The organism is Legionellales bacterium (assembly GCA_026125385.1).
Classification (GTDB): Bacteria; Pseudomonadota; Gammaproteobacteria; order JAHCLG01; family JAHCLG01; genus JAHCLG01.
In genome coordinates this window covers 1-19,356 of sequence record JAHCLG010000015.1, presented here as the reverse complement: position 1 = coordinate 19,356, position 19,356 = coordinate 1, and the positions used below count along the sequence as shown (strand labels likewise).

15 protein-coding genes are annotated in these 19,356 nt (G+C 41.0%); 10 read left to right on the top strand and 5 right to left on the bottom strand.

Translation table 11 applies throughout. From position 1 onward, the window contains the following. Positions 1-59 precede the first annotated feature (59 nt). Both KIT27_07165 and KIT27_07160 read right to left on the bottom strand, forming a co-directional pair. The gene (locus KIT27_07165) at positions 60-2,225 is read right to left on the bottom strand and encodes a type I secretion system permease/ATPase (GenBank protein MCW5589431.1); all 2,166 of its coding nucleotides are present in this window, start codon (positions 2,223-2,225) and stop codon (positions 60-62) included. Between the two features lie 47 nt (positions 2,226-2,272). Next, positions 2,273-3,496, bottom strand: a complete 1,224-nt coding sequence (locus KIT27_07160) for a TolC family outer membrane protein (protein MCW5589430.1) — start codon at positions 3,494-3,496, stop codon at positions 2,273-2,275. 324 nt (positions 3,497-3,820) lie between these two features. Here KIT27_07160 and carA point away from each other — a divergent pair, with 324 nt between their 5' ends. From carA to greA, 3 genes are all read left to right on the top strand, one after another. Next, complete coding sequence (gene carA, locus KIT27_07155; GenBank protein MCW5589429.1) at positions 3,821-4,969, top strand: glutamine-hydrolyzing carbamoyl-phosphate synthase small subunit; 1,149 nt, start codon at positions 3,821-3,823, stop codon at positions 4,967-4,969. Positions 4,970-4,974: 5 nt separating this feature from the next. After that, the gene (gene carB / locus KIT27_07150) at positions 4,975-8,202 is read left to right on the top strand and encodes a carbamoyl-phosphate synthase large subunit (GenBank protein ID MCW5589428.1); all 3,228 of its coding nucleotides are present in this window, start codon (positions 4,975-4,977) and stop codon (positions 8,200-8,202) included. 128 nt (positions 8,203-8,330) lie between these two features. Next, entirely contained in the window at positions 8,331-8,807 is a 477-nt protein-coding gene (gene greA, locus KIT27_07145; GenBank protein ID MCW5589427.1) for a transcription elongation factor GreA, read from the top strand. A gap of 367 nt (positions 8,808-9,174) precedes the next feature. Here the strand turns inward: greA and KIT27_07140 are convergent, their stop codons facing one another. Next, on the bottom strand, positions 9,175-9,333 hold the full coding sequence (locus KIT27_07140) for an ATP-binding protein (protein MCW5589426.1): 159 nt from the start codon (positions 9,331-9,333) through the stop codon (positions 9,175-9,177). 597 nt (positions 9,334-9,930) lie between these two features. Between KIT27_07140 and KIT27_07135 the strand changes: the two genes are divergently transcribed. Further along, a complete protein-coding gene (locus tag KIT27_07135; protein MCW5589425.1) occupies positions 9,931-10,386 on the top strand; it encodes a hypothetical protein in 456 nt (151 codons plus the stop codon). Positions 10,387-10,456: 70 nt separating this feature from the next. Here the strand turns inward: KIT27_07135 and KIT27_07130 are convergent, their stop codons facing one another. After that, entirely contained in the window at positions 10,457-11,116 is a 660-nt protein-coding gene (locus KIT27_07130; GenBank protein MCW5589424.1) for a hypothetical protein, read from the bottom strand. A 346-nt stretch (positions 11,117-11,462) separates the two neighbouring features. Here KIT27_07130 and KIT27_07125 point away from each other — a divergent pair, with 346 nt between their 5' ends. Together KIT27_07125 and mutH are read left to right on the top strand one after the other, a co-directional pair. Next, positions 11,463-12,644 carry an ATP-binding protein gene (locus KIT27_07125; protein ID MCW5589423.1) on the top strand — a complete coding sequence of 394 codons (1,182 nt, stop codon included), beginning with the start codon at positions 11,463-11,465 and terminating at the stop codon, positions 12,642-12,644. A 222-nt stretch (positions 12,645-12,866) separates the two neighbouring features. Beyond that, positions 12,867-13,529 (top strand): DNA mismatch repair endonuclease MutH, encoded by a 663-nt coding sequence (gene mutH, locus KIT27_07120; protein MCW5589422.1) that lies wholly within the window; start codon positions 12,867-12,869, stop codon positions 13,527-13,529. On the opposite strand, the gene KIT27_07115 is transcribed toward mutH, so the two are convergent. Continuing rightward, complete coding sequence (locus KIT27_07115; protein MCW5589421.1) at positions 13,526-13,996, bottom strand: DUF721 domain-containing protein; 471 nt, start codon at positions 13,994-13,996, stop codon at positions 13,526-13,528. The two genes, mutH and KIT27_07115, sit on opposite strands and share 4 nt — an antisense overlap. Before the next feature lie 162 nt (positions 13,997-14,158). On the opposite strand from KIT27_07115, the gene secA reads away from it, so the two are divergent. The 4 genes from secA to KIT27_07095 form a co-directional block, all read left to right on the top strand. Beyond that, positions 14,159-16,882: a preprotein translocase subunit SecA gene (secA, locus tag KIT27_07110; protein ID MCW5589420.1), complete on the top strand. Its 2,724-nt coding sequence runs from the start codon at positions 14,159-14,161 to the stop codon at positions 16,880-16,882. Beyond that, positions 16,861-17,286, top strand: a complete 426-nt coding sequence (gene mutT, locus KIT27_07105; GenBank protein MCW5589419.1) for an 8-oxo-dGTP diphosphatase MutT — start codon at positions 16,861-16,863, stop codon at positions 17,284-17,286. Before secA ends, mutT begins: the two co-directional genes overlap by 22 nt. 33 nt (positions 17,287-17,319) lie before the next feature. Next, positions 17,320-18,378 (top strand): bifunctional diaminohydroxyphosphoribosylaminopyrimidine deaminase/5-amino-6-(5-phosphoribosylamino)uracil reductase RibD, encoded by a 1,059-nt coding sequence (ribD, locus tag KIT27_07100; protein MCW5589418.1) that lies wholly within the window; start codon positions 17,320-17,322, stop codon positions 18,376-18,378. Between the two features lie 121 nt (positions 18,379-18,499). Further along, positions 18,500-19,356, top strand: an 857-nt coding sequence (locus tag KIT27_07095; GenBank protein MCW5589417.1) for a hypothetical protein, incomplete at its 3' end; no start/stop codon positions are given.

Here is a 19,356-nt window from a genome sequence, read left to right as displayed (position 1 = left end):
ATTTAATTCTTCGTCTTGAATCGGTAAATTTTTTTTCATACGCTCAGTTAAATCCTCAGTTAAACATCAACCGCTTTAATTTTATTTTGAGCTAAAGCGGTGAGCACTTGATCTTTGGGGCCGTCTGCAACAATTTTTCCATTATCGACAATAATCACCCGATTTACTAACGCTAACATGTGGGGTTTATGGGTTACTAGTAATAACGTTTTATCTTGGCAAAATTGCAGCATATTGCGTAAAAATTCTTGTTCTGAAGAATTATCCATGGCACTAGTCGGTTCATCAAAACACAAAATAGGTGGATTAGCGACAATGGCACGGGCAATGGCAATCGTTTGGCGTTGTCCACCAGATAATCCTTCACCGCGTTCGCCAATTATCATATCGTAACCATTAGGATTACGTCGCACAAAATTATCCACACCTGCTAATTTTGCCGCTTGCAAAATCGCGGCATCATCCGCCCAAGGGGCTGCAAGCGCGATATTTTCGCGAATACTGCCAAAAAATAATAAGGAATCTTGGGAAACGTAGCCAATATTTCTCCGTAAATCAGCAGGATCGATTTGTCCGATATCGGTGCCATCAAAACGGATATTTCCATTTTGAGCTTGATAGAGTCCTTGAATTAATTTCAAAATTGTTGATTTTCCCGATCCAATGCGGCCTAAAATGGCGACACGATCGTGAGCTTGAATACGAAATGAAATATCTTCAACCGCAGCCAATTTACGATCGGGATAATTAAAACTCACCTGACGAAATTCAATAGCGCCAGATAAATTCGGACGATGTAAAAATTGACTGCCATCAGGGCGTTCCACATTTAATGACATTACGCGATTTAATCCTTGCAACCCCATTTTCGATTGTTGAAAACGAGTAATAATACTGGCAATTTGGGATAATGGGGCGAGTGCACGGCCACTTAAAATCGTGCAAGCAATTAATCCACCCATACTCAACTTGCCAGCGCTGATTAAATACACGCCCAAAACAACGGTGCCCACCGTCACCATTTGCATAATATAAGTTGTAATATTGAGCGCAAGTTGTGAAAAAAAACGAGATTTCAAACCAGAGCGCGCGACAATTCCCACATATTGTTCCCATTTGCGTTGGATGCGGCTTTCAGCGCCTTGTGCTTTGATGGTTTCTAAACCGGTAACGGTTTCTACTAAAATAGCATGTTTTTGCGTAGCCCCTAAAAAGGATTCTTCCACCGCGCGCCGCACCGGAATTTCCAGGGCAAATCCTGCCATAATCACCAAAGGTACCGCAAGCAATGGAATAATAACGACTGCGCCACCAATCAAACCAATAAATAATAAAAACAAAAAAATAAATGGAAAATCAATTAATGTCACCACGGTAGCTGAGGTAAAAAAATCACGTAAGGCTTCATAGCCATTTAAATTATTAGTAAAGCCACCGGCTGAAATGGGTTTTTGTTCTAAACGAATATTTAACACATGTTGCATAATTAAGGTAGCAAGGAGTGTATCGGCTTTTTTTCCGCTAACATCAATTAAATAGCTGCGTAAGGTCCGCAATAAAAAATCAAATATAAATACAATTGAAATGCCAATGGCTAACACCCATAACGTTTCAAAAGCTTCATTGGGTACCACTCTATCATAGACATTCATCACGAATAAAGGAGACGCTAAGGCAAATAGATTAATTAATAATGCCGCAGCGAGGACTTGATAATAATTGCTGCGATATCGCCAAATCGTTCCCCAAAACCATGATGTGGGTTTTTCGAGTTTGAATTCATCGGCGCGTCTATCAAAATGGTGCGTGTAGTGTAAAAAAATGGCGTAACCACAATATTCATGACTCAAATCCAGCAGAGTGACGCGTTTTTCTTGTTGAGAATTTTCAGGCAAAATAATGCTATAGGTTTGATCTTCATGGATTTGGGTTATTACGCAAGCTTGATTATTGTTTAATAATAAAATGGCAGGCAATAATAAATTGGATAATTCATTCAGTGGTCTTTGCACAATACGCGAATTAAAATTCACGCGTTGCGCCGCGCGCTCGAATACATCGGGTGTTAAGCGATTCTGTTTTAGCGGCAAACCGGCTTTGAATGAATCGGCAGAATGTGGATGACCCTGCAATTTCGTGATAATGACTAAGCATTCTAATAGAGGATCAATAAAACTATCGCGTGGTGTGGTGATAGACTCATCTTGAGAGTTAGTGTTTGTCATGAGTTTACTCGTTCATTAAAAAAATGTGGATAACGACCTGTTGCACTTCACTGTTCGTATAACACATTATTTTCTAGGGTTCCCATACTTGCCAGCAAACGATACGCACTCCCTTGCGCCAGAAAACGGGCATTAATTAAATCGCTTTTGGCATTAAACAATTCACGTTCTGTGTCGACTAAATTGAGTAAAGAGCGTTGACCTAATTCAAATTGTTTTTCATAGGCATTTAATACCAGGCGCGTATTATCCACGCGACGAGATAATTCTATCACTCGACTGCTAGTGATTTGATAATCATTCCATGCCGTGGTGACATTTTCCGTGACGGTGCGTTTAACTTCTTGTAAAGTTTGATAGGCTGATTCATAGTTAAAAACAGCTTTGCGGATGGCCGCTACATTTGCTCCACCATTGTAAATATTATAACGCATCATGATCATCGCTAATTCTTCATTACTATGTCCGAGTAAGCCATCTAAATTTTTATTGCGCGAAATTGTCGATTCAAAGCTGATGCGCGGCCATAATCCCGCACGTGCAACTTTGATATTCGCCAGTGCCGATTGAATATTTTTTTTGGCAACAGTGATGGCAGGGCTGGTTGTATAGGCAATGTTGAGTGCTGTGGTTAAATTTTTAGGAAGACGCGGTGTTTGGGGTAAACTCAACTGCTGTGGATCAAGGCCTGTAACACTTTGATAAGTAGCACGAGCATTATCAACTAAACCTTGCGATGCTAATAACGTCGAAACCGCTTGTGCCAAACGACTATCGGCTAAATCGGCATCGGCCTTTTGTCCCGCACCACCTTTATAGCGCAAGGTTACTTTGCGCAGAGTTTCACGGTGTGCCATTACATTATGATTAGCTAAGTCGAGCAACGCTTTAAAACGGATCATATCTAGGTAGACTTCTGTAACGCGCAAGGCGGTTAATTCTTTTTGTTCTGCGGTTTGAAAATGACTGGCTTGATATTGAAAATTACGACTCCGTACTTGATTAATTGTACCCCAGGCGTCCCACAATAATTGACTGACGGTGATTTGGCGTTCTTGCCGAGTTAAATAACGATCGGTAAAAGCGGTAGATAAACTATTGGTATTTTCACGCCCCTGCGCGACCGATGCATCGATCCGTGGTAATAATCCACTTTGTGCTTCGATGATACTTTCGTGCGTGGCTAATTCATTTGCTTCCGTTTTTAATATAGTAGGATTGGTATTTAAGGTTTCTGCCATTACCCGTGCTAAGGTTTGTTGCTGTTGCATATCCTGCGCCCCGTGTGCTTGACGATGAGTAGATGCAAATAGGTGAACCTGAGAGCAAGGATGAGCGAAAGTATTCGCTATGAGTGAGCAGAGGAAAAAAAATTGAAATATCATCCCCAAAAAAAATGGATTTTTCTTTTCGTGTGATTCCCTAGATTGCATTAATAAGCTCCCTACCCAAAAAGCACGCACTATTGTTACTGATAGCTCCTCAGAAGACAATAGTATTTTGAAAATACTCATATTTTACTTTACAGGTGATAAAGATTTCTCCTAAAATAACCCGATTTTTTATTTTTTACAGTCTGGTTCAAGGTGGCGTCTTTGCAACAGGAAATCCTGTCTCCAACTCCTAAAGCAGTGCTGGCATTGGCGGATGGAAATATTTTTCATGGTATTGCCGTCGGCTATTTAGGAGAAGCTCAGGGCGAAGTCGTCTTCAACACTGCCATGACCGGCTATCAAGAAATTTTATCCGATCCCTCTTACGCCGCTCAACTCGTTACCTTAACCTATCCCCACATTGGTAATGTCGGAACCAATCACTACGACAATGAAGCTAGCACGATTTATTGCCAGGGACTCATTATTCGCGATTTATCGCGGGTCGTTAGTAATTGGAGGAGTGAAACGACGTTACCTGAATTTTTGCAACAACATAAAATTGTCGCGATTGCTGAAATTGATACTCGACGACTAACGCGCTTGTTACGCGATCAAGGTGCGCAAAATGGCATAATTTTATGTGGTGATAATTTCGATGAAGCGAGTGCAATCCAAAAAGCGCAACAAATTCCGAGTTTAAGCGGACAAAATTTAGCTAACGTCGTTTCGACGACGGCGATTTATGAATGGCGAGAAGGCATTTGGCATTATCCTGTGGGCTATCGCACGCGACCCGATCATGAGCTAGTCCATCATGTGGTGGTCTATGATTTTGGTGTGAAAAAAAATATTTTACGCTTGTTAGTCGAGCACGGTTGTTTTCTCACCGTGGTACCAGCAACAACTTCTATCGATACGGTTCTTGCCTTAAAACCCGATGGCGTGATGTTATCGAACGGACCTGGCGATCCAGCCGCGTGTGAGCAGGCGATTGCCAATACCCAACAATTAATAAAGGCGCGCATTCCAGTGTTAGGGATTTGTTTAGGATTTCAAATTCTGGCATTAGCCTTGGGGGCAAAAACCTATAAAATGAAATTCGGCCATCATGGGGCGAATCATCCCGTAAGAAATGAAATCACTGGAAAAGTGGCGATCACGGCGCAAAACCATGGTTTTGCTGTCGATGAAGCCAGTTTGCCCCAGACTATTACCATCACGCATCGTTCTTTATTCGATGGAACGGTGCAAGGTTTTGCTAGTAACACCTTACCCATTATGGGATTTCAAGGTCATCCTGAAGCCAGTCCAGGACCGCACGATTTAAATGAATTATTTGCTGAATTTGTTAACCAGTTAGTGGATTAATGCCTATGCCAAAACGTCGCGATATCAACAGTATTTTGTTGCTGGGTGCAGGTCCTATTGTGATTGGGCAAGCTTGTGAATTCGATTATTCTGGCACACAGGCCTGTCAAGCATTGCGCGAAGAAGGATACCGCATTATTTTAGTGAACTCTAATCCAGCCACCATCATGACCGATCCCGAAACCGCCGATGCCACTTATATCGAACCGATTGAGTGGCGTACCATTGCTAAGATTATCGAGCGCGAACGCCCCGATGCTATTTTACCCACCATGGGAGGACAAACGGCATTAAATTGTGCGTTAGATTTAGCACGCCAAGGCATTTTAAAAAAATATAACGTAGAAATGATTGGAGCGACGTGTGAGGCCATTGCTAAAGCAGAAGATCGCGAATTATTTCGACAAGCTATGCAAAAAATTGGTTTACACATGCCAAAATCTGCGATAGCGCGTAGTTTAGAAGAAGCCTTATTACTGCAAGAACAATTAGGATTTCCCACCATCATTCGTCCGTGTTTTACCTTAGGCGGAAGTGGTGGAGGTATTGCGTATAATCGCGATGAATTTATTGAAATTTGTAAAAACGGATTAGCTATTTCTCCTACACATGAATTATTGCTCGATGAATCCGTCATTGGTTGGAAAGAATATGAAATGGAAGTGGTGCGCGATCGTAACGATAATTGCATTATCGTCTGTGCCATTGAAAATATCGATCCGATGGGCGTTCACACGGGTGATTCCATCACCGTGGCTCCCGCACAAACCTTAACCGATAAACTTTATCAACTCATGCGCGACGCCGCGATTAAAGTATTGCGCGAAATTGGCGTAGATACCGGTGGATCCAACGTGCAATTTGCGGTGAATCCCGCCGATGGCATGATGGTGGTGGTGGAAATGAATCCGCGCGTATCACGATCGTCGGCGTTGGCTTCCAAAGCGACGGGTTTTCCTATCGCGCGTGTTGCGGCAAAATTAGCGATTGGTTATACGCTGGATGAATTAAAAAATGACATCACCGGCGGACAAACTCCGGCGTCGTTTGAACCCAGCATCGATTATGTGGTGACTAAAATTCCGCGCTTTAATTTTGAAAAATTTGGTAACGCCGATGATCGTTTAACCACGCAAATGAAATCGGTGGGCGAAGTCATGGCGTTTGGTCGCACGTTTCAAGAATCTTTGCAAAAAGCCATTCGTGGTTTAGAAATTGGGCGTTATGGTTTAGAACCTATTTTAACCCAGCAAGATGATAACGCTTTTTATACCTTGCGCCGTGAGTTGCGTCAACCAGGAGCGCATCGTTTATGGTATATTGCCGATGCGTTTCGTAATGGTTTTAGTGTGAATAAAGTATTTCGCTATTGCCAAATCGATCCGTGGTTTTTAGCGCAAATCGAAGAATTAGTTCAATTAGAAATACAAGTAAAAAAATTAAACCCGCAGGAATTGGATTATAAAACCTTACGCCAACTAAAACGCAAAGGATTTTCCGATCGCTATATCGCTCAACTGCTGGGAACATCGGAAAATTTGATTCGTCAGCAACGTTGGCAATTTAATTTATTTCCAGTCTATAAACGTGTTGATACTTGCGCAGGCGAATTCGCCACGCCAACCGCTTATTTATATTCCACGTATGAAGAAGACTGCGAAGCAAAAGTAAGCACTCAGAAAAAAATAATGATTTTAGGCGGGGGACCTAATCGAATTGGCCAAGGGATTGAGTTTGATTACTGTTGTGTTCATGCCGCACTGGCTTTACGCGAAGAAGGCTATGAAACCATTATGGTAAATTGTAATCCCGAAACCGTTTCAACCGATTATAATATTTCCGATCGCCTGTATTTTGAACCTTTAACCTTAGAAGATATTTTAGAAATTGTGCGCATTGAGCAACCCCTCGGCGTTATTGTGCAATATGGAGGACAAACGCCCTTAAATCTAGCTAACGCATTAAAGGAAAATCACGTGCCCATTTTAGGCACCTCACCCGAGGCGATTGATATTGCCGAAGATCGTCAACGTTTCCAAACATTATTAGCAAAAATGGCTTTGCGTCAACCCCAAAATGCGATTATCAAAACGGTTGAAGAAGGTGTGCTTGCTGCGAAAAAAATGGGATTTCCTTTAATTGTTCGTCCTTCTTACGTATTAGGTGGGCGTGCCATGCAGGTGGTTTATCATGAACATGAACTGGCTGAATATTTAGCGAATGCGGTTGAAGTGTCTGAAGCCTCACCCATTTTACTCGATCGATTTTTAGAAAATGCAATTGAAGTCGATATCGATGCAGTGAGTGACGGAAAAGATGTCGTCATCGGTGGCATTATGGAGCATATTGAACAAGCGGGAGTGCATTCTGGTGATTCGTCGTGTTGTTTGCCTCCGTTTTCCTTATCCCTGGAAATTCAATCTCAATTGCGAGAGCAAATGCGTCAAATGACCTTGGCGATTGGCGTGGTAGGTTTAGCTAATGGCCAGTTTGCCATTCAAAATAATGAAATTTACGTATTAGAAATGAATCCGCGAGCAGCCCGCACGGTGCCATTTGTTTCTAAAGCCATCAATCGTCCGTTAGCAAAAATTGCTGCGCGATGCATGGTTGGAAAAACGCTGGCTGAACAACACATGCTGCAAGAAATAACGATTAATTATGTTGCGATTAAAAAAGCCGTATTTCCTTTTCATCGTTTTCATTCGGTCGATCCGATTTTAGGCCCTGAAATGCGATCAACCGGAGAAGTCATGGGGGTTGGTAATAGTTTGGGCGAAGCATTTGCCAAAGCCAATCTTAGCAGTGGCTTAGAATTTTCCCCGGGTGGGACTGCCTTCGTGAGTGTTCGCGATAGCGATAAAGCATTATTAATTCCATTAGCGCGGGATTTAATTCGCTGGGGCTTTGCTTTAGTCGCAACTCACGGTACTTGCAAAGCGTTACAAGCGGCGGGAATTCACTGCGAGCGCGTCAATAAAGTGATTGAAGGTCGGCCACATATTGTGGATAAAATAAAAAACGATGAAATTCAATTTATTATCAATACCACTCAGGGCAAACAAGCCACCGCCGATTCGTTTGCCATTCGTCGTAGTGCGCTACAGCATCAAGTCAACTATGTCACCACCTTGGCGGGAGCACGCGCGAGTCTATTATCGTGGCATTATCGCTTACCCGGCCAGGTAAATCGCTTGCAAGATTTACAAGACGAATTTGAAAATCTATACTGAGTGTCCTATCAAACTATTAAAATGTATTCTCTGCGGCTTGCCCCGTGGTGTTTTATTCGTTTGGATGTTGAACACGAGAAATGATTGACCTAATCATTTCCAGTATTGATTGTGAGAGGATTAGAATGATGAGTAAAGTACCCATGACCGTGCGCGGTGCGGATTTATTAAAAGAAGAATTAAACCATTTAAAAACCGTTGAGCGTCCACGAATTATCAGCGCCATTGCCGAAGCACGCGAACATGGCGATTTAAAAGAAAACGCGGAATATCATGCGGCGCGTGAACAACAAAGTTTTACTGAAGGTCGAATTTTAGAAATTGAAAGCAAACTTGCCAATGCGCAAATTATCGATGTCACTAAATTAAGCGCGAGTGATAAGGTAATTTTTGGCGCAACGGTAACGCTTGTCAATGTCCAAGATGACACCACAGTCACGTATCAAATTGTAGGCGATGATGAAGCGGATTTAAAACAGCAGAAAATTTCGGTGAATTCACCGATTGCACGAGGCGTGATTGGTAAACATGCGGGCGATGAAGTGCACGTGCAAACTCCTGGTGGTATGGCTGAATACGTGGTAGAAAAAGTGGATTATATCTAGCGCCTGATTTTCTCAATCAAGCTCAAAGGGCGTGATAACAAAAATTAAACACGCCCTAATTCCACAATGCGTAAATCGGTACTGCAAATAAATTTTCGCCAAAGAGCAGGATAATTTCGCCATCGTAAAGTAGGGCGTGTTGACAATTCTACTCTGCTGGCCGTATCTCGTTGATTTTTTGTGCTCCGCTGCTCATTTACTTCGTGTAAACTGCGCTGCGGTGCTCAAAAATCAACAAGCTACGTCTCAGCATAGCGAATTGTCAACACGCCCTAATATTCCCATTTTAAAGCGGTTTTTATTGATTTGTTTAAATCGCGTTAACCCCTGAAAATCTTTGGGCAATAGCGTTGCACTTGCTTTAACTTCAATGGCAAAGCAATCGCCAAGTGGAATCCGTTAATGATTTTACTAAGGTTGTTTTACCGCTTTGTCTTGCTCCCATGATAAACACAGCTGGCGTGTCTGATAGTGCTTCTTGAATAAGACTTTCGACCCGGCGCGGATAGGGTTTTATATGTATCATATTGACTATTCTCGTATTTTATGTTGAATAACAACTATCTTTAATCGTCCAATTCCGATTTAACTCCCGTCTAATTCCGATTAGAACACCGTCCAATTTCGATTGAAAGGCCGTCCGATTCCGATTTAACAACCGTCCAATTCCGATTCAATGGCCATCTTTATACAAAAATCCAAAATCCAGTTAACACCAGGAGTTTCGCACTGGGGCGAAACTCCTGAACACTTGAAATCGATGGCGAGCGCTTATTCTGGGGGATTGAATGGAAAATGTTTTAAGATATTTAGATTGATGCTAAACTCATCGCGCTTACTGAATGGGTAAGAGTTGATAACAATAATATTAATTAGAGGATTTTTATATGTCTAATAACAATAGCAATCGAAAAAAAAGAAAGGCGGGAGAAATAACGCAAGGATCTTCAAACGAGCCCCCCCTAATCCACTTTCACATGCCCCTTTTCTGTCGCTGATAAATGAACTTGGTCAAAAGGGAGAGGCCTTAATTGATTATTTTCATACTCCTGCACGATTCGAATACTTACCTGTAAATAACATACCTTCAAGATTTTTTTCAATTTTACTCCCTGCTCGGACAATGAATGGTGTTAACAATACAAATTCAAGTGGTGAATCAACAGCTATAAAGACTCTTAGTGTCGATGAAATAACGGCATTAGTAGGCTTTTATGATCAATTTATATCTTTTAAGGAAACGATGGAATCTAACAAGAATTTTACTCTTAGATTATTGAGGCAGCTTTACAATTCATCAACTTTTAATACTGAACAATTGGTGAATATAAGTTTTAATTTTAGGTATGCAACGCTGTTACTCAATTTTTCAAAAAGAAAAATTTTAAATGAAGTTTCGGAATCTGGGGAAAGAACAAAAATTGAAACATCAGTCGGTAAATTACAAAATGTTTGTCAAATAATGATGAATTGTATATCCAATGTTTTCCGAGATGAACCTGCACGTCAAGGATCAACTCACATTCAATTTAACTTTAACATTGGTGGGAATGGTTTCAAAAGGTCAAAACTGGGTTAATTTGCGGGGTATTGGCTAGCATAGCGTGTTGATTCATTGCGCCCCCGCCGTGTTACTCAAACAGTACCCCCTAATTGCGAAAGGGTATTTGAGGTGGTGAAAGCCAGCCGTGTTGATTCACCATCTTAATTGCCCATTGCGGTTGCCAATTGGCTAAAAAGGCTTTGTGATCGAGTGAATGCAATAATTGCTGACGTTGTTGCGGGGTTTTGCCGAGTTGTTGAATAAGCGCGTGAATGGCGGTGTGCTGGAGATTAGGGGTAGCGGTTAAGCCAGAATAAATTCCTTGGCTGTGATAAATACCAGCAGGCACCATGCCAGAAAAAAATTCACTTTGACCAAACGCCGCATCGTTTAATATTAACGTTAAATACAGTTTATCGGTGGGGGCGGTTAAATATTTTTGGGTAGAAATAAATTTAAAATTCATGGTGTGTGGATTTGCTTTTTTTCCCAAGGGTAGATCATGCCAATGTTGAGTAAAATGACCATTTTCAAAGATGGTGATAGACTGCTGGGATTGTTCATGCTGAAGGGTCAGTATTAATTTTCCTGCTAATACGGTGTGTCTATTGGTAAAAATCCAAGCATCGGTTTGTAATAGCGGTAAGGTGACTAACAAATAACGCGGTTGCGTCGTATGACTTTGCAAAGTTTCTGGTAAGGTGGAGCGGTGCAACGCGCACGCCGAAGAAATAAAAAAAAGGCATGACCATAATAAATATTTCATTTTCGCGTTTCCCTGTAACGCTTAAAAAAACTCAGTATTTCAAATTATGACGAGTTTGACAATAATGCTTTTATTGTTTCGCAGCGCTTGTCAAGTTAAGGTCATGCAAGATTCGGTAGTGATATCTTCTTCAGAGAGTTCGTTTACTTAAGCTCACATCGCAGTCAATTGTGGCATTGAATCGGTTTTAGTATATTCTCAAGCAAGTTATAATAATTTATATCTATTTATATCTATTTATATCTATTTATATCTATTTATATCTATTTATATCTATTTATATTTGATTTTAGTTATAATTAATTATAAGCTATTATCAATTAAATAGGTTGGAGCTAAATTTGCCATGGATTCAATTGAAAACCCCTTTTCGCCTGGAGCCGGCTCCCCACCTCCTGAATTAGTGGGACGAGAAGCTATTTTAAAAAAAGGTAATATTTTATTTGCCCGTGTGAAATGTCAACGAGCTGAAAAAAGTTTATTACTAACAGGGCTGCGTGGGGTCGGTAAAACTGTATTAATCAATGAATTAGAAAGATTAGCAGAGCAAGCGAGTTATAAAACTATTTTGATTGAGGCTTATGAAGGTAAATCATTAGGGGTGCTACTGATACCTCCACTACGTCAGTTGTTGTACCAGTTGGATCGATTGGCTGGTATGGGAAACAAGGTGCGTCGTGGACTTGCTGTACTAAAAAGTTTTATTACTGCAATCAAAGTCAAAATGGGCGAAATTGAAGTAGGGTTGGATATTGAGCCAGAACAAGGCACTGCTGATAGTGGTGATTTGGCATCCGATTTGCCTAATTTATTTATGGCCGTTGCAGAAGCCGCTCAAGAAAAACAAACGCCTATTGCGATTTTAATCGATGAAATTCAATATCTCAGCCAAGATGAGCTAGGGGCATTAATCATGGCAATGCATAAAATGCAACAGCGTCAACTGCCATTAGTTTTAATTGGGGCAGGGCTACCTGTTTTACCAGCCTTGGTAGGGTCATCAAAAACTTATGCTGAACGACTTTTTCAATTTCCTGATATTGGTCCACTTTCAGCCATTGATTCTATAAAAGCATTGCAAGAGCCCGTGAAAAAATACAACGTAAAATTTACTGAAGAAGCGCTAGAAGAAATATTTCGGCTTACAAAAGGTTATCCGTATTTTATTCAAGAATGGGGTTATCAATCATGGAATCATGCAGTAAGCTCGCCTATTACATTACAGGACGTAAAGAATTCAACGATCGATGTCATCCGGCGTTTAGATGAAAATTTTTTTCGAGTTCGATTCGATCGATTAACGTTGAGCGAACAAAAATTTTTAAGAGCCATGGCAGAGTTTGGAACAGATTTGTTACGAACCAGTGATATTGCAATTCGGTTAGGTGTAAAAATCCATCAGATAGGACCTGTTAGAGCAAAACTCATTAAAAAAGGAATGATTTTTAGTCCTGCTCATGGAGAAATCAGGTTTACTGTCCCGCTTTTTGATGAGTTTATGAAACGAGCGATTCCAATATTTAAATGATAACTATTGCCAACTAAACCTGATATTACGTGGGGAATTTAAAATATAGGTAGTAGTTATTCAATATTTAATTATAAAATTTTTTATAATTTACTTCGGGTCATCGTTGGAGAAATATTAGTAGCTCTGTTGAATCAAGTGAATTTGATAAAACTATAAAAATTGTTTCTCCAAACCTAAAAAATCAGTAAACTGCGTTTTATTTATTGAAGTTTTATAGTTATGTTATCGCCTCACAATGAACAAAGCTTACTTGCCCATGCGGAACGTTTAGCGGGAAAAAATTTAGCGCAATTGGCGGCACTTCTGGACGTAACGTTACCACGCGATTTAACTCGTGAAAAAGGAATTGTGGGGCAATTAATTGAAAAATGTTTAGGAGCAAAAGCCCATTCACAACCCATCCCCGATTTTCCAGAATTAGGCATCGAATTAAAAACCTTACCCATCGATCGACATGGTCGTGTTTTAGAATCGACGTATGTCTGTGTAGTACAATTAACCGAGTTAAGTCAAATTACTTGGGAAACCTCGTATGTTCGCGCTAAATTAGCACGCGTGTTATGGGTGCCCATTTTGGCTGAGCGTTGCATACCACTCGCCGAACGTATTGTAGGTATGCCATTATTATGGTCGCCCAATCGTGCAGAAGAACAATTATTAAAAACCGATTGGCAAGAACTCACGGATTTAATCAGTTTGGGAGAATTAACGCGCATTCACGGCAAATTAGGGCAAGTATTACAAATTCGTCCTAAAGCTGCTAATGCCAAGGCTCTCTGTCGCGCGATAGGAGAAGAAGGACAACCTATTTTAACCTTACCACGTGGGTTTTATTTACGCGCAGAATTTACCACACAATTATTAGCGCAGCATTATCTTTAATGATGAGAGGAATGATGATGGGTATGTGAGGCCAGGCAACGTAATAATTTTTTGAAACGCACATCCTCGCATTCTTCAGCTTGTTTGGCTAAAAACACCGAAGTAGCTAATGAAATTCGCGCACGCGGGAGTGCGTGATGGGGATGTGCTTGCGAGCAGACGTCGGGTTGGACAATGACGTGAATAGACGATAGATTGGCGATCAAGCCATTTTGACGCAAATCGCTCAACAATTGCTGAGAGGAGTAGCGAAGATGAGTGGCGACACTGCCATTGGCACAGGCCAGTACCAGAATTCCACCGCGAAAATTGACGACTTTACAATAATCTCGATAATGTAACGGTAAATATTGCTTAACAATGCCCTCTAACGCTAAGATATTTTGCGCTTTATTCACTAAAGGCTGGAGTTGTGACGCCGCATCCAGTAGGATCTGCGCTATTGATTTTTCAGGGTTCTTGTTCATCAAGTATCTAAACGTAAATGGGAAAATGAAATCATAACAGACGGAGCTTAGGAAAAACCAGAATTTTAGAGAATGGAAATTTTCTAAGCCTATTTAAACTCGCCGGCGTAGGCTGGCGAATTTAAATGCCGACAGAAACAAACAGAAAGGTGGTCAATGGCTATTTCAGCATTAATGAAAAGTATTTTTGGTTCGCGCAATCAACGTTTATTAAAACGCTACGCGCATAATGTCGAAAAAATTAATGCCTTAGAAGCAGGGCTTAAAACATTATCCGACGACGCATTAAAGGCCAAAACTCAGGAATTCAAACAACGTTTGCAAGCAGGTGCCACTCTCGACGATTTGTTACCAGAAGCGTTTGCCGTGGTGCGAGAAACGTCGGTTAGAACCTTAAACATGCGCCATTTCGATGTGCAATTAATCGGTGGCATGGTACTACACGATGGTAAAATTGCTGAAATGTGTACCGGTGAAGGTAAAACACTGGTGGCTACGTTGCCCGCGTATTTAAATGCCTTAAGCGGACGTGGCGTTCATATTGTCACCGTCAACGATTATTTAGCCGAACGTGACGCACACTGGATGGAACCTATTTATCAATTTTTAGGATTAACCGTCGGCATTAATTTAACCCTAATGCCGCACGATCAAAAACAATTAGCGTATCAAGCCGATATTACGTACGGCACCAATAATGAATTTGGTTTCGATTATTTACGCGATAACATGGCCTTCACCATTGAAGATCGCGTGCAACGCGATTTAGCGTTTGCGATTGTGGATGAAGTCGATTCAATTTTAATCGATGAAGCGCGCACGCCCTTAATTATTTCGGGTCCCGCCGAAGACAGCTCCGATTTATATAAAAAAATTGATCGTTTAATTCCGCATTTAGTCAAACAAGCCGATAAAGATGCGCCAGGTGATTATCTATTAGACGAAAAAACCAAACAAGCGTATTTGAGCGAAGCAGGGCATCAAAAAATTGAAGAACTCTTAGTCGCTGAGAATATTATTAACGAAGGGGAAAGCCTCTATAGTCCCACTAACGTGAGTTTAATGCATCATGTAAATTCAGCGTTACGCGCCCACACTTTGTTTCATCGAGATGTCGATTATATTGTTCGCAATGATGAAGTGGTGATTATCGATGAACATACTGGACGGGCATTACCTGGACGTCGCTGGTCGGAAGGGTTGCATCAAGCAGTTGAAGCTAAAGAACGCGTAAAAATTCAAAATGAAAACCAAACACTGGCCTCGATTACCTTCCAAAATTATTTTCGTCTCTACGATAAATTGGCGGGCATGACTGGAACGGCCGATACTGAAGCCTATGAATTCCAGCAAATCTATCATTTAGAAGTCGTGGTGATCCCCACAAATTTACCCATTCAACGCAAAGATTTTACCGATCAAGTGTATTTAACCGCTCAAGAAAAATTTGCAGCAGTCATTAAAGATATTCAACAAACACTGGAGCAAAAACGTCCTGTGCTGGTGGGTACCGCTTCGATTGAAACCTCTGAATATATTTCTCAATTACTTAAAAAAGAAAAAATCCCGCATGAAGTGTTAAATGCCAAACAACCGGAACGGGAAGCGCATATTATCGCGCAAGCAGGTCGTCCGGGTAGTGTAACGATTGCTACCAACATGGCGGGTCGCGGCACGGATATTGTCTTAGGCGGTAATTTTGAAGCAGAAGTGGCTGAGCTTGAAAATCCTACGCCAGAAAAAATTGCAGAATTAAAGAAAATTTGGCAAGCACGCCACGATGCGGTCATTGCCGCAGGCGGCTTGCATGTGATTGGCAGTGAACGCCACGAATCACGGCGGATCGATAACCAATTGCGCGGACGCTGCGGACGCCAAGGTGATCCCGGCAGCAGCCGTTTTTATTTATCCTTAGAAGATAATTTATTACGGATTTTTGCACCTGATTGGGTTTCACGTTTAATGAAAAGTTTGGGCATGCCCAAAGGGGAACCCATCGAACATCGCATGGTATCGCGCTCCATTGAAAATGCGCAACGCAAAGTTGAAGGCCATAATTTTGATATTCGTAAAGATTTATTAGAGTTTGACGATGTCGCGAATGTGCAACGTAAAGCCGTGTATGAGCGTCGACAATTATTAATGTCAAGTGATGATTTATCCGATGGCATAAGCTCGATGCGCCGCGATGTCTTGAGTAATACCATCCACTTGCATATTCCCCCCAATAGTTTAGAAGAGCAATGGAATATTCCAGAATTAGAAAAACAATTACGCGCTGATTTTGGCTTATCGTTGCCATTGCAACAATGGTTGGAAGAAGATCATCATTTAACCGATGAACACCTACAAGAAAAAATTATTCAAGCCGCAGAAGCGGCTTATGCGCAAAAAGAACAACAAGTGGGAAGCCAAACCATGCGTCAATTTGAAAAAGCGGTGATGCTGCAAGAATTAGACGCGCATTGGAAAGATCATTTAGCGGCCATGGATCATTTGCGCCATAGTATTCATTTACATGGTTATGCGCAAAAAGATCCTAAACAAGAATACAAGCGCGTGGCGTTTGAAAAATTCAGTACCATGCTGGGCAGTTTAGAATATGATATTGTCAATTTAATTTCTTGCGTTGAAGTTCAAGCGCAAGCAGATGTCGACGCGATGGAAGAACAGCGGCGTAAACAGGCTTTAGCACAAGCCATGCAATTTGATCATGCCAATATTGCTAATATTGCCAGTGCTAACACTCCTCAAAACGATGCAGGAGAAGACGATCTTGCTAAAGTAATTCCTTTTGTGCGTGAAGAACCTAAAGTCGGGCGTAATGATCCCTGTCCTTGCGGTTCTGGAAAAAAATATAAACAATGCCATGGAAAAATTTATTGAATATGCCTATTCATGTTGCCATCGGTGTGATTTTTAATTCACACCGTCAAGTGTTGGTGGCTCGTCGTCCGCAACATGTTCACTTGGGAGGCTATTGGGAATTCCCAGGTGGAAAAGTGGAAGCGGGCGAAACGGTGACCGCCGCGTTAATTCGTGAATTGCGCGAAGAATTAGCCATTGACATTAAAACCTACCAACCCTTTTTAACCATCGCTCACACCTATTCTGATCGTGAATTTATGTTAGACGTCTGGTTAATCACAGAATTTTCAGGAGTCGCAGTGGGCAATGAAGGACAAGAAATTGCGTGGATGCATTTACCTGAATTATTGAACAAACCCTTTCCTGAAGCCAATCAAAAAATTATTTCAACGTTGCTAGAATGGGTTGAAGATACGGAGTAACGCCGACAATGACTAGAATAAGTTAAGCATCGCATGAATGCGGAAAATTATTTACTCAACGCATTAGCTTTAGCCACACAAACACAAGGTGCTTGTGCGCCAAATCCGGCAGTGGGTGCGGTTATCGTTAAAAATAATCGGATTATTGGTGAAGGATTTCATCGCGGTCCGGGTAGCGCACATGCTGAAGTGGATGCGTTTGAACATGCTCGAGAGTCTCCAGCAGAAGGCACTTTGTTTGTGACCTTAGAACCTTGTTGTCATGTGGGGCGAACCCCGCCGTGTGTTGACCGAATTATTCATGAGAAAATTAAAACCGTTTATTTTGGCTGGTATGATCCTAATCCCATTGTTGCCGGTAAAGGTATCGAGCGCTTGCAAGCGGCGGGAATTACTTGTCATTATTTATCTCTGCCAGAAATAAGCGAATTTTACCGCGCTTACACCCATTGGCACCATACCCAAACTCCCTGGGTCACTGCAAAATTAGCATTGAGTTTGGATGGCAAAATTGCTGGTGATAAAGGACAACGTGAAATGATTACCGGAAAAGAAGCGTTATATTTTACTCATCAACAACGTCAAAAGGCTGATGCGATTTTAACCACGGCCATCACTATCAATCAGGATAATCCACAATTGAATGTGCGCTTAGAAAATTCGATTTTTGCGAAAAAACTTTATATTATCGATCGTCAATTGCAAATTAATCCTGACGCCTTAGTTTTTAATACCGCCAGTCAAATTACAATTTTTCATGATGCCTCGATCACGCCTTCGCGCAGTTTGGGTAATCACGTTCTTTTTAAAGCCATCCCACTGACAGAAAATTCCCAACTTAATTTAAACGCTATCATTCGTGAAATAGGTCAAGCAGGCATTCATGATTTATGGGTAGAAACGGGTAGCACGTGTTTTATGGGATTATTAACCCAACAATTAGTGAATAAAGTGTATATTTATCTTAGTTTAAAATTATTAGGAAAAAATGCTACCAACGCATTTGAAGAAAAATCCGAATTATTACAACACGCCAAAAGCATTCGCTGGTTTTCATTGGGAAATGATGCGGCTTGCGAAATGGTGTTTTGATTAAGTTTTGTTGATAGTTCGCTTTCAAGTAATTTAGCTGCGATTGTGCCAGAGTGTTTATGTTGACCTAATAATAAATGGCCTATAGAATATCGAAAAAAATAACAAGTGAGCATAGATTATGTATACTAACAATAGTGTGAAAAACCTCTTTCCGTCCATAAAAGATAAAAATATAAAAAAAGCAATAAAAATACTGAACAATTTTCCCGCCGATATTATAGCGCTTATGAGAACCTTTCTGGATGAGAATGGAATATACAAATTCTCATCCGAAGATATTCTAAAATTGCTACTTTCAAAAGCAGGCATAGAAGATTGGCAAGCGATTAAAAAAGAATATAACACTCTGAAAATCAATTTCGATAATAGCCAAATTATTAGAATCTTTTCACATTATAACGGCAAAAGTAATGCAACTGGTGTTTCTGAACACTATAACTGGCTGATAGAAAAGGAATTTTCGAAAACTGATATTGTGAGAATGGTTTCACATGATAGTGGTCATAATAATTTAGCCGCTCTTGTAGTTCACTTTGACGCACTGCAAAAGTCAGGATTTAATGTCGAGCAGATTGTGAGGATGGTTTCACACACCGGTGGTTCGAAGAATATAGCTGCGGTCATACACCACAATGCCGCACTGCAAGGGTCAGGATTTAACGTCGAGCAGATTGTGAGGATGGTTTCACACAACGGTGGTTCGAATAATTTAACTGCAGTTAAAAAATACCTCTCGGCACTGCAAGAGTCAGGATTTAATGTCGAGCAGATTGTGAGGATGGTTTCACGCATCGGTGGTTCGAATAATTTAACTGCAGTTAGAAAATATCTCTCGGCACTGCAAAAGTTAAAATTTACAGCCGAGCAGATTGTGAGGATGGTTTCACACACCGGTGGTTCGCAGAATTTAGCTGCAGTTCAAGATAACTTTGATGCACTGCAAAAGTTAAAATTTACAGCCGAGCAGATTGTGAA

What these genes read in the sequence shown, in the direction of transcription:
- mutT (MCW5589419.1), top strand. Translation starts at nt 16,861, where the DNA reads ATGCCATGGAAAAATTTATTGAATATGCCTATTCATGTTGCCATCGGT.
- KIT27_07135 (MCW5589425.1), top strand. Translation starts at nt 9,931, where the DNA reads ATGAATGGTGTTAACAATACAAATTCAAGTGGTGAATCAACAGCTATA.
- KIT27_07165 (MCW5589431.1), bottom strand. Translation starts at nt 2,225, where the DNA reads ATGACAAACACTAACTCTCAAGATGAGTCTATCACCACACCACGCGAT.
- greA (MCW5589427.1), top strand. Translation starts at nt 8,331, where the DNA reads ATGAGTAAAGTACCCATGACCGTGCGCGGTGCGGATTTATTAAAAGAA.
- carB (MCW5589428.1), top strand. Translation starts at nt 4,975, where the DNA reads ATGCCAAAACGTCGCGATATCAACAGTATTTTGTTGCTGGGTGCAGGT.
- KIT27_07140 (MCW5589426.1), bottom strand. Translation starts at nt 9,333, where the DNA reads ATGATACATATAAAACCCTATCCGCGCCGGGTCGAAAGTCTTATTCAA.
- mutH (MCW5589422.1), top strand. Translation starts at nt 12,867, where the DNA reads ATGTTATCGCCTCACAATGAACAAAGCTTACTTGCCCATGCGGAACGT.
- KIT27_07130 (MCW5589424.1), bottom strand. Translation starts at nt 11,116, where the DNA reads ATGAAATATTTATTATGGTCATGCCTTTTTTTTATTTCTTCGGCGTGC.
- KIT27_07160 (MCW5589430.1), bottom strand. Translation starts at nt 3,496, where the DNA reads ATGCAACAGCAACAAACCTTAGCACGGGTAATGGCAGAAACCTTAAAT.
- KIT27_07125 (MCW5589423.1), top strand. Translation starts at nt 11,463, where the DNA reads ATGGATTCAATTGAAAACCCCTTTTCGCCTGGAGCCGGCTCCCCACCT.
- KIT27_07115 (MCW5589421.1), bottom strand. Translation starts at nt 13,996, where the DNA reads ATGAACAAGAACCCTGAAAAATCAATAGCGCAGATCCTACTGGATGCG.
- ribD (MCW5589418.1), top strand. Translation starts at nt 17,320, where the DNA reads ATGAATGCGGAAAATTATTTACTCAACGCATTAGCTTTAGCCACACAA.